Consider the following 10,914-nt stretch of genomic DNA (forward strand, 5'->3'; position numbering starts at 1 on the left):
TCCTTGTAAAATTAAGTTTTGGTCGGCAAACCTACTATTATTTTACATCGGAGGTTTTATTTTTTTCTACTCATAGCTATAAGCTTTTTAGAACCACAGGTAAAACCTGTGGTATTCATTAATACAACAAAAAAAGCCCTTGATTTCAAGGACTTTTCATTGTATCAACACATTGTCGTGCTTTGGTGGAGGCGAGGGGTCGGTACTCTCATACATTACTGCATGCCCTGACTATATCTTTATGTTAGTATCCACTAACATACTTAGCATATTATAGAAGCCATAGTATAATTTGAAGACTTCTATCCTAGTATTCCATAGCATAAGCCTTAGGAACCTATGAGTCGATACGAGGCTGTTAAATTTCTTTACATACCTCTCGGTATTGCCTTCAGCATGTTTTAAAACATCTGGTCAGGTTTCACCGATAAAGCTAAGTTTTTCCTCTAGGAATCACTTCCTAGGGCGACTCTTCCACGAATCGAACCCCTGTCCGAAAGCAGACCAGCCTGACTTTCTACGAGTGTAGTCTATATATTAACATTCGCTCCTTATGCCGCCTATAGACAGGCACATAATTCACTAGCTTCATAAATACCCCTTTAGCTCAAAGCTTTGCTAAACTTCGTTTCCCACTTCAATGACACCAGTTATCCAAGCCGTAGGCAACCTGGGCTGATGAACAGCTAAATTAAGCTGCTAATGCAAAATTGTCTTCTGCGTTTATCTTTAATGCATACTTTATTAACGAGGTTACATGCTTACCTCGACCCGCTTATCAAACCCATCTTACCCCCGTCGAAGCCAAAACGCCCCCATGTTATAGGTAATATGGTTTAAACGCACCACCATATTAAATTTTAAAATATCATCTTACAATAAAAGTTAACTTTTAAACTGTTTTTCTTCAATTTTTCTTGTTAACTTTAATTTAATTATATATTATGAAAGTTATTTAGTCAAGTCTCTAAACTAAAGTTCATTTAATAAGGATAGTTTGTTGTAAGAGAGTTTACGAGACTGACTGAAATAAACCTATCAACTATTGGTAAAGGTTAAATTTAAAATTCAAATCCGAAACTAATAGTTTTTTGAAGTTGTCATTAATTAATTTATGCAAATAAACTAACTACATCACATGAAATTCATTATACAACATTTTTTTTAAAATTTAAAGAGCTATTTTATTTTTCAATTAAATTTTTTATTATATATATATATTAGACTAACTAATAGAATTTTTATAATATTATTAACTATAGCTCTCTTCTTAGTAAAGTTAAACTAAACTTTAACCATAATCTATATTATATCAATAACTACTTAAATTCAATAAGTATATTAACCCAACAGATCCTTTATATTCTCTAATTACATATGATATTATTACCATTACATAATAAACTTAATTATTACGCATTTATTTTTAAAACTTACCTCTAAAAAGCAATCATACACACTATCTTTAAGATGATTTATTTATATATAACTAAAGGGAATAGAAAGTATTACAAAAGACTGAATAACCCTTACTTTTATAGCATACAAAGGCTATAAAACATGTTTTAAGCAATCTAAAGTGAATAATTCTTATTCCCTATCTTTTAATAATATTTTAACTATATTCAAGTTTTATCTAAAATGAACTTTACCGTCTTCTATTTTATCAATAGTAACAAGAGATTCTACTCTTATTCCTTTGTCTTCTAAATGCTTTCTTCCACTTTGGAATCCTTTTTCAATAACAATTCCAACACCTACTACTTCAGCACCTGCTTGTTTAACTACATCTATTAAACCAAACACAGCACATGCATTAGCTAAGAAATCATCTAATATTAATATTCTTTCACCTGGCTTTATGAATTTTTTATCTACAATTACATTATATATTGATTGCTTTGTAAAAGAATAAACTTCTGATTTATATATATCAGTATTTTTTCCAACTCTCTCAAGCTTTTTAGCAAAAACTACTGGTATATCATTTATGTATTGTGCAGTAATTATTCCTAAAGCTATACCTGTTGATTCAATTGTAAGAATTTTATCAATTTTTTCATCCTTAAATCTATCTGAAAATTCCTTACCTGCCTCATTAAAAAATTTAACATCCATTTGATGATTTAAAAATGAATCAACCTTTAATATATTATCTTCTGTTACTCTACCTTTTTCTTTTATTGTCTTTTTTAATAGTTCCATTTCGGTTTCACCCTTTCTACACTATTAATGTGGTCGTTTGTTCCATCATTAAATATAATTTTATATCATAAATTCAAATTTTGCAAAGACTTATTAAATTTTATTGGCAAAAATTAATTATGATATTTTACATTATATTAGTTTGTTATAATTTAAATTTATTTATTAAAAATATTAATTTTTCTTCCATGAAGGTTTTTTAAATTTAAATATTATAATAGGGGTTACTATACATATTAATGTAGCTAAAATTTGAAATAACACATATTCAAAATGTGCTGATTTAGGTACATCATTAGATGGAATTAAACTTACAATAATTATTAGTATTACTCCTATAAATGCTAAAGTAGAAGTTATCCACATTCCTATTTTTCCACCTGGTATGTTAAAAGCCCTTTTTACCTCTGGCTTTTTATATCTTAATATTACTACTGCTAATATAATAAATAAATATACAACACTATATAAAATTGTTGTTAATATAAGTACCATAAAATATCCTGTATTTATTTGTGGAACAATAATAAATAATGAGGCAAGTAAAGAAATGGCTATGGCTTGTATTAGTACAAAAGTAATAGGTATACCATCTTTATTTCTTTTTTGAAATATTGTTGGTAAATTTCCCTCTTCAGCCACCTTTATCATAGCCTCTGATGGACCTAAAACCCAAGCACTCATTTGAGCAAATAATCCAATACATATCATTATACCTATAACATTAGTCATCCAAGGTATACCTAATTCATTAAAATAAACTTGAAATGGCTGTGTTATATTTGCTAATTGTATTTTTCCATCTGGTATGGCATTCGCTTCTGTTAATCCAGCAATTAAATTAAATATAACCATAGCCCCTACAGATATAAAAACAGCCTTAGGATAATTTTTTTTAGGATTATCTATATTATTTGCTTGTACAGATGCTATTTCAAGTCCTGCAAAAATAAAGCAAATTCCTGCAAAAAATGATAATTTACTTAACTCAGTTATATTAGGTATAGCTGTGTTAAAATTTAAAGGTCCTAGATTTATATTGCCATGTTTAATGAAATACCATATTCCTAATAAAGAAAGAATTAAAAAAGGTATGCAAATTCCTACTATAGAACCTAAAGTATTTACCCACTTTCCTACTTTTCCTTTGAAATTTAAAAAAGTAACAGTCCAATAAGTAACTATTATAATTATAAATATGTATAAATTATTATGAGCTAATTCAGGCTTTCCAATAGCATAGGATAATACACTACCAAATGCTGCCGCTCCCATTTGAGTTCCTACCATCATTTGTATCCATAATAACCAGGCTGTTACAAAGGCCCATTTTTCTCCCATGGCTACATTTACCCAAACCTGTGGACCTCCTTCTTCTGGCCATCCTGTAGCAAGTTCTGCTGCTATTAGCGAAATAGGAATTGCAAATAGCACTCCTGCCCCAATCATAAAAAATATAGCTTCCCATCCTGCACTAGCAACTGTAGGAACATTTCTTATACTTCCATAAAAAGCTATACTTATGGCAATAAGCTGAAAAAGAGTTATTTTCTTAGAGTTTTTATCTGCCATAATAAAAATCCTCCTTTCTTTTGTTTACATCAAATTCCATTCTATTTTATATTTAAATCTTTTCATATTGCAACTTAGCCTATTTATCATATTGGTAAATTTAAATGAACAAAACTTCATCTATGATAATTTATTACCTGTACTTATTTTTAAACATTTATTGTAATCCTTTCAACATATTACATATATAATATTGTATAGAACTTTTTTGGAGGATTAACTTTGGAAAACTCTAATAAAATTTTAGAATATTTATTCATAGTGTTATTTAGTGTATTTATCATTATAACCTTTATATATATATTAAACTCAATGTTTGGTTCAACGGAACTTAAAATAAAAAAACAACTTAAATATGGAAGGCTTAAAAGTTGTTTAAAACTATTAGAAAAAAATAAAACAACTCTAAAACCATCTTTCTATTATAATGAAAAAATACTTTTATTATCAAAGAAAGGTAAGTTTAATGATGCTTATAAATTATGTATAGAAGCTCTTAAATTACCACAGATTCCTTATGAACTTTATAATAACATAGCCTTTGTATATTATAATTTAAATATGTTTAATAGAAGCATAGATTTTTCTAATAAATCACTAAAGCTTAATAGTTTCAATCCTCTTGCTTTTTCAAACAAAGGATTTTCGTATATAAAATTAGGTGATATTTCTAAAGCAGAAAATTGCTTTGATAAATGCTTATCTTTAGATAAGAATTTTTCTAATGCTTTACTAGGCAAAGCTCAATGTTTTTTAGAAAAGAAAAAATATAATAATGCTATAATTTTTCTAGAAAAATTCCTTACTATTAATACTAGTGAATATATTGCCTTAAAAAAGCTAGGTAAATGCTACTTTTATACAAATGAATTAGAAAAAAGTATTATTAACTATGAAAAAGCTTTTAAAATTAACTCTTCTTCTCCTGTTTGTGCTTGTGAATATGCAAATTCTTTAATATATGTAGGAAGATTTGACGACGCTGATGAACTATTAAACCATGCTTTAAAACTAGATCCCTTTAACCATATAGTATTTTACTATAAATCTAGAGTATGTTCTGTTTTAAGAAAAATTGACGAAGGATTTTATTTTTTAGAACGGGCTATAGCCTATGATGACAGCTTAAAAAACTTAGCTTTAGAAGATGAGTTTTTAAACAACTTAAAAATTTACAGCAAATTTAAAGATTTAATACAAGCTGAATAATATAAAATTTTAAAAAGGGTTAATTCTATGTTTTTATAGAATTAACCCTTTCTTTATTGCTAGTTAAAATTTTAATATCTATTTCTTTCTTTCATTTGTCTTTCTATATCTCTCTTATGTGCTTTTTCTAGCATTGAATCTCTCTTATCGTAGTTTTTCTTTCCTCTACAAACTCCTAAGTTAACCTTAACTCTTCCATTTTTCAAATACATAGAAAGAGGAATTAAAGTTAAACCTTCCTGTTGAATTAATCCAATTAATCTTCTTATCTCAGCCTTATGAAGTAATAATTTTTTAGGTCTTAAAGGGTCCACATTAAATATGTTTCCTTGCTCATAAGGGCTTATGTGCATACCATAAATAAGTACCTCTTCATTAACCACCTGTGCATATGCTTCTTTTAAATTGACTCTTCCATTTCTGATAGACTTAACCTCTGTACCAACTAAAGCTATTCCCGCTTCCATAGCCTCATCTACAAAATAATCATGTCTTGCTTTTCTATTTTCAGCTAATGTTTTATTATTATTCTTTCTTACCATTTCACTCACCTACTCTAATTTAACGTGTCTTTTATGTACTATTTTAAGTTATTATTTAATTACATTTATCTAATATACTTTAATCAGTACACCCTAACTTTACACTTTATAGTAATTATAAATGAGTGTTTTTTAAATGTAAAGTTTATACTATAACTTACTAAGCTTCTTTAATTAATATTTTTAACACTTTTATTATCTATAGATTCTAAGGGTTCTAATAATACCTTAAGGATTCATTTCAATTTAAGTAAGAAAATATGACAAGTATTGTGGAAAGTTACTTGTCTATAAATGCTAAAATAATAATTTAAGTAACTTTATAATCAATACTTGTCATTTCTCTATTTCTTAATAATGTTTAAATATTAACTTTTCTCATAATTTACATTTATTTAGTTGTTCTTGCATTTATAGCTATTGGTCTTCCTTTTTGTCCATCAAAGCCCTTAGCAACTATTTTAAAATTATAAAGTGTATTAGCATTTAATTTATTAACTTCATATTCTAAAGTTTCATTACTATTTACTGTAGCTATTTCTTTTCCATCCACATAAATTAAATACTCTGCCACTGGTGCTCCACTTACTGGAAAATCCCAAGTTAATTTTATTGAATTATTTGTATTATCTACAGCTTTAAAGCCTTTAACCTTATCTACTTTCACATTTTCTTCTGGTTTATTAACTACTCTAACCTTACATGTATCTCTGTAAGATCCATCTTCAGTAGTTACAGTAATTATAGCTTCTCCTTCTCCTGTAGCAATTACCTTACCATCTTCTACTACAGCTACTCCATTATTTGAAGTACTCCAAAATACATTTTTGTTTGTAGCATTTTCTGGTAAAACCAAAGCTTCTAATTGCTCTTCTCCACCAGTATATAAGTTTACATAATCCTTATTTAAAGATACTGATTCTACAAATACATCTTCTATACCACCATCTAGTATATCATCTAATATATCTTGAATATTTTTACCATTCACCTCTAATTTAGGTTCTTTAACATTTTCTCTTAACAAATCTTGTTTAGTATAATTTTCCAATACATTTATTAAATCATTCTCATCAACCACTCCATCATTAGTTAAATCAGGATATAAATTTCTCTCAGGAATATTAGAAACTTCTTGTCCAAAAACTTTTCCTATTTCATAAGCATCTAATACATCAATTACTCCATCTTCATTTACATCACCTGCAACTGGCAACATAGCACGTTGAAGCATTCCACCTGATTCTAAGCTTATTTGTTCTCCAACCAAATTATCATTTATAATTTTTCCACCTGGTACATTAACTACATTTTTAAGATGTCCTGGTCTTTCTAAAACAATTTTATATTCCTCTTCTATAACTGGTAAATCATTAAAAGTAAAACTACTTTCTCCAAAAGAACTAGATTTATAAGTTACTTCATATCTATTACCTTTATCATCTAAAGCATAAACATCCTTAATCATTACACCTCTGCCAACATTAGGACTTTTTCCATATACAAGAGTTTCATTTTTATTTAATGTGTGTACTATATCATAAATAGTTTTTGCTGCTACATTAGCATTTTCTCCCCTAGAATTTTTAAAATCACTTTCATCTCCAAATATTTTTAATAACTTTAGATTTCCTGGAGAATATAAGTTTTCTTCCACACCACCAAAATCATCTAAAATGTAAGTTACATCAAATAATTCTATATCCCCATTTAATGAGATAACTTCATTTTCCTTTGCAACTATTTTAAAGTTAATTATAAACTCTCTATTATATTCTCCATCTACAGTTTCATAACTTATTTCTATGTCATTGCCATTTTTCTTTAAAAGCTTTGTTAATTCTTCTGATGGAACTACATCTTCAAGAGATATTTTTGCTGCTCCTAAAGACTTCATTTTAAATTGTCCTTCCACAACATCTTCACTATTATTTAAAGATATTTTTCCAGTAACACTTTCTCCTTCTGTTAAATTAACATCATTTAAATCTAGTTTTAAATATGATTCACCTTCATTTATAAATATATAAGGCTTTGAAGCTTCTGCTGTACCTGATGGACTTATAGCTGATGCTTCCACAACAAAAGGACCATTTTCTAAGTCACTTTTTTCTATACCAGCCATCATAAAGTTTCCTTCATCATCTATAATATATTCTAATGGAACTATCATATTTGAAAAAGTTTTATATTTGAAAAATGGGAAATTAAGTTTTCCTTGACTCATATAATCATGTCCATATTCTTTTTTCATTGTATCTATAAGTGAATTATTTATAGACCCTTTTATCCATAAACCTTCATATTCTTTATTATCTCTCCAAGTTTCTACCGTATACATATCCTCTGTTACTTCAATTATACCTGGCTTAAATGTGGTTGTTTCCATAGTAGTACCTTTGCCATCATTTATAATACCTATTTCAGTAGAATGAGAAAATCTATTACCCTCTGGTGTTATTGCCACCATTTCTAATTCATAAACACCTTCACCTAGTAAAAATTCCTCTTGTGTAACTTTTTCATCCTTTATCTTTTTAACTCTTCCATCAGTAGCTATCCATTCTATTAAACAAGGAGTTTCTGGTTTTATCCACCATCCTTCTTCTGATCCTGCATAGCCTATATACTCTCCTGTTTTAGGATCTTTTATTAAGGAATGTATAGTTTCAATTTCTTCATTTACTATTATAGCTACCTTTATATCACTTTCTCTCATAAATTGAGTCTCATCTCTATTAAATAATTTAGATGTTGTAAAAGCTCCTGTTCCTTTTGTACCATACATATCTTCTGGATGAATAATATCTTGGAATCCTCTTTGCATATGATTAACACTAAATGGTATTTGATAATCCTCTCCTGAACCTACATCTGTAAGGTGAATATATCCTTCATAGTATCCACCTTCAGCAGTGTTTGGAATTACTATTTCTGTATCAAAGTTTCCTTTTGAGTTACTTTCAACCTCTAAAGTATTTGGAACGTTTAATACCACATTATTCTTTTCTGCATTCTTGCTTCTATCACTATTTGAATACTCCACAGTTATTTCATAAGTTTTATTAGTGTTAGTATCATTATCTATTTCTACTGGTATACTTTTTTTAGCTTCACTAACCTGTTCTGATTTATATAATCTTCCAAAAGAAATCATACCTGTAACATTATCAAGTTCTTCTTTATTTTCTCCAGCTACCACCTTATAGTTTGCTTTCATAGAAACATCTTCATAAACTGCTTTATAAGCATTTACTCTTCCAGCTCCTTGCTCATTTACACTGTAATTTTTATCATTCTTATGAAGATGTTCTGAAGTATTCATTAAAGCTGCTTTAACATCTTCTGGTGTATAATCTGGATTTTGTTGTAATATAAGTGCTGCCACTCCTGCTACATGAGGTGTCGCCATTGATGTTCCACTCATTCTACCATAAGCTATACCATAGTTATCCACATCTACATTTTTATCATTTATATATTCGGGTACTGTAGAGAAAATCTGTACTCCTGGTGCTACCAAGTCTGGTCTTATTTCGTCCGTTATATTTACTGGACCTGTAGAACTAAATCCTGCAATTTCATCTCCTGGCAGACTATTTTCTCCTAATTTACTTGTATTAATATTTATAGAAGTATTTTCTCCTAGTGCTTCTTTAATAACTTCACCCTGTGCTTGTGTCACTGCTATAGTATTACAACCATCTACTTCCCCTTGATTTGGTATTTCATTAGCTGTTGTATTATTCATTATTATTACTAACTCCGCTCCTGCCTTTTTAGCATTTGAAGCCTTATCTACAAAAGTATTAATACCTCTATCTACTAAAGCAATTTTTCCTGTTAAATCTTTACCTACAAAATCTTTTGCTTCACCAAGATTACAATAAACTGCTTCCATTTCTTTATCTAAAGTTTCAGATATATTCTTATTAAAATCTTTAATAACTTGATATCCTTCAACATTTACTCCATCTTCTAAAGACAATCTAAATATTGAAGATGTAGATGGTGATGTGCTTGCTCCAACTGCTATTGGTAATTGAGCAGTTGCTGGAGAACCTACAGTTTTTGAACCTGGACCTGCATTTCCGTTAGCTACTACTGTTACAACACCTGCTAATGTTGCATTGTTAACTGCTGTTGCACTTGGATTGAATGGATCATTTGAGTTATTTCCTAAAGATAAGTTTATAACATCCATTCCATCCTTTACTGATTTTTCTATACCAGCTATTACATCTGAATTTCTACCTGAACCTCTAGCACCTAATACTCTATAACCATATAATTGGACATCTGGTGCTACCCCTTTAACCTTTAAATCTGTTTCTACATTTGAATTAGTACCTGCTATAGTTCCTGAAACATGTGTACCATGAGCTGTATAATAAGCATTTCCTCTTGAATCAAATTCTGGTTCTCCACTTTCCATCCAATCCTTATAGGTAGTTTCCATAGGGTCTGCATCATTATTTACAAAGTCCCAACCTTTAATCTCTAATGGATTTTGATTTGTAACATCCCCATCTGCCGCTTTAAACCCCTTATAAGCATTAGCTAAATCTGGATGATTATAATCTATTCCTGTATCTATAACTCCAACCTTTATACCTTCTCCTGTTACACCCTCTTCATGTAATTTATCTACTCCTAAAAAAGGTACACTATCTGCCATTCTATTTTCAATACTTATTTCCTCAGTTGTCTTAGCTTCTTTAACTTCTGGTTGTTCTACATAAACTGTATCATCATTGTGAACTTTTTTAACCACATTAGATTTAACAAGTTTCTCTACATCACTACCTTTTAAAGTTAATTGCATACCATTAAATACTGTTTCATACTCATGTCCAATATTTATATTTGAATTATTTTTTTCATTATTAAGCTTTTGAATATACTTTTTAAAAGAGTCATGCTCTTTATCTACTGATTGTTTAGCTAAGTTTGAACTTCTTCCATTAACATTTATTGCTTCTGCTATAGCTGGTGCTTTAAACTCAACAATTACTGAAACAAATTCATCAGTATCTTTATTAATATCCTTACTTATTTTATTTTCTAACTTTCTTCCTTCAGGTTTAGTTAAATATTCGCCTTTTATCGCTGTAACATTCTCCCCCAATTTATTATTTTCTGTTACAGCAATAACAGTACTTGGAACAAAATTAGATACTAAAAATGTTGTTGATACAACACTTACTAATATCTGTGCAAGTTTTTTCTTAATCATAAATTCTCCCCCTTTTTAGCTAAGTTAGTGTAAAGTTTCTACACTACTTTTCTTTTTAAAATCTTTATATATCAAGGTTTCGAAAGTTTTTTTGCATAAAAAAACAACGACCCCCTAATTTCATGTTAAAATTGAATCTCAAAACCACAA

Annotated in this window: 5 protein-coding genes and 1 other RNA gene; 1 reads left to right on the forward strand and 5 read right to left on the reverse strand. The window is 28.9% G+C overall.

Annotated elements, in window-relative coordinates:
* Nucleotides 1-477 precede the first annotated feature (477 nt).
* From ssrA to tyrP, 3 genes are all read right to left on the reverse strand, one after another.
* Nucleotides 478-809, reverse strand: a transfer-messenger RNA (tmRNA) gene (ssrA, locus tag GBZ86_RS18715).
* Nucleotides 810-1,632: 823 nt separating this feature from the next.
* Entirely contained in the window at nucleotides 1,633-2,205 is a 573-nt protein-coding gene (locus GBZ86_RS08480) for a xanthine phosphoribosyltransferase (protein ID WP_152889622.1), read from the reverse strand.
* A gap of 174 nt (nucleotides 2,206-2,379) precedes the next feature.
* A complete protein-coding gene (gene tyrP / locus GBZ86_RS08485) occupies nucleotides 2,380-3,777 on the reverse strand; it encodes a tyrosine-tyramine antiporter (RefSeq protein WP_152889623.1) in 1,398 nt (465 codons plus the stop codon).
* A 222-nt stretch (nucleotides 3,778-3,999) separates the two neighbouring features.
* On the opposite strand from tyrP, the gene GBZ86_RS08490 reads away from it, so the two are divergent.
* Nucleotides 4,000-4,986, forward strand: coding sequence for a tetratricopeptide repeat protein (locus GBZ86_RS08490; RefSeq protein WP_152889625.1), 987 nt, complete (start codon nucleotides 4,000-4,002; stop codon nucleotides 4,984-4,986).
* A gap of 71 nt (nucleotides 4,987-5,057) precedes the next feature.
* Here the strand turns inward: GBZ86_RS08490 and smpB are convergent, their stop codons facing one another.
* Together smpB and GBZ86_RS18665 are read right to left on the reverse strand one after the other, a co-directional pair.
* On the reverse strand, nucleotides 5,058-5,528 hold the full coding sequence (gene smpB / locus GBZ86_RS08495) for an SsrA-binding protein SmpB (protein WP_152889627.1): 471 nt from the start codon (nucleotides 5,526-5,528) through the stop codon (nucleotides 5,058-5,060).
* Nucleotides 5,529-5,919: 391 nt separating this feature from the next.
* Complete coding sequence (locus tag GBZ86_RS18665) at nucleotides 5,920-10,764, reverse strand: S8 family serine peptidase (RefSeq protein WP_152889629.1); 4,845 nt, start codon at nucleotides 10,762-10,764, stop codon at nucleotides 5,920-5,922.
* Nucleotides 10,765-10,914: the final 150 nt, after the last annotated feature.

The sequence above is a fragment of the Clostridium tarantellae genome (assembly GCF_009295725.1).
Lineage (GTDB): Bacteria > Bacillota > Clostridia > Clostridiales > Clostridiaceae > Sarcina > Sarcina tarantellae.